Raw genomic sequence first — 1123 nt, forward strand, 5'->3', positions numbered from 1 at the left:
TGACCAGGATGTTGCCGTTATAGCGGGCGTCGAAATTGACCTCGCCGCCGACCGTCGGCACGCCAAAGGAATTGCCGTAGCCGCCGACGCCGGAAACAACGCCGGCAACGAGATGTCTGGTCTTGGGATGGTCGGGCGCCCCGAAGCGCAGTGCGTTCATCGCCGCGATCGGCCGCGCGCCCATGGTGAAGACATCGCGCAATATACCGCCGACGCCTGTCGCGGCCCCTTGATAGGGTTCGATATAGGAGGGGTGGTTGTGGCTCTCCATCTTGAAGACGACGCAGTCGCCGTCGCCGATATCGACCACGCCGGCATTCTCGCCCGGCCCCTGGATGACCCGCGGCCCGGTGGTCGGCAGCGTGCGCAGCCACTTTTTCGAGGATTTGTAGGAGCAGTGCTCGTTCCACATCGCCGAGAAGATGCCAAGCTCGGTAAAACTCGGCTCGCGCCCGACCAGGTCGAGGATGCGCTGGTATTCGTCGGGCTTCAGCCCGTGCGCGGCAATGAGGTCCGGAGTGATCGGCACGGAATTGGAAATGGTCATGGGCGGCGATTTGTATCCGTGGGAGCGGGGATTTTGAGTCCCCTCTTATCGCAAGCTCGGCGCTGTTACACCCCATCGATTAGCGAAAAACGCCGGAAAACCACAGGGCGGCGCGCATGCCTGACCGACTTGCCGAACCGCGGGGCCGAACTCAGGAAAAACTGTCGTAGCCGGCGCGGCCTTCGTCGAGCAGCCGCCGGATCACCGCGATACCATCGGCAAGATCCTTGCGTTGCCCCGGCTGCGAAACGCCGAAGCGAACGCCATGGAACACCTGCTCCGAACGGCCGGCCTTGAACTCGTCTTCATCGTCGAGCAGCACGCCGTTCTCAAGGCAGGCATTCTTGAAGGTGCCGGAAAGCCATGGGTCGGGCAAGGAAAGCCAGACGAACGGCACCCTGTCATGCGCCCTGAAGTCGAACCCGGCCAATGTCTCGCGTACGATCGCGATGCGCCCGCCGATTTCGGCGATGCTGCGCTCGCGGATCTCGTGGGCCTGGCCGGACAGCACCAGCCGTGCCCCGACTTCCGCCAGCAGGAAGGGCAGGCCGCCGGTCATCATCTTGTGCGCCACCC

At 63.8% G+C, this 1123-nt stretch carries 1 protein-coding gene and 1 pseudogene; both read right to left on the reverse strand.

Annotated features, from left to right (window positions below; translation table 11 throughout):
- Nucleotides 1–547 (reverse strand): AIR synthase related protein (locus CN311_RS18540; protein ID WP_245440872.1); only part of this gene is annotated, 547 nt, incomplete at its 3' end.
- Nucleotides 548–698: 151 nt separating this feature from the next.
- Nucleotides 699–1123, reverse strand: a pseudogene (locus CN311_RS18545) (PLP-dependent aminotransferase family protein); the annotation flags it as partial.

The sequence above is a fragment of the Mesorhizobium sanjuanii genome (genome assembly GCF_002529485.1).
GTDB lineage: Bacteria > Pseudomonadota > Alphaproteobacteria > Rhizobiales > Rhizobiaceae > Mesorhizobium > Mesorhizobium sanjuanii.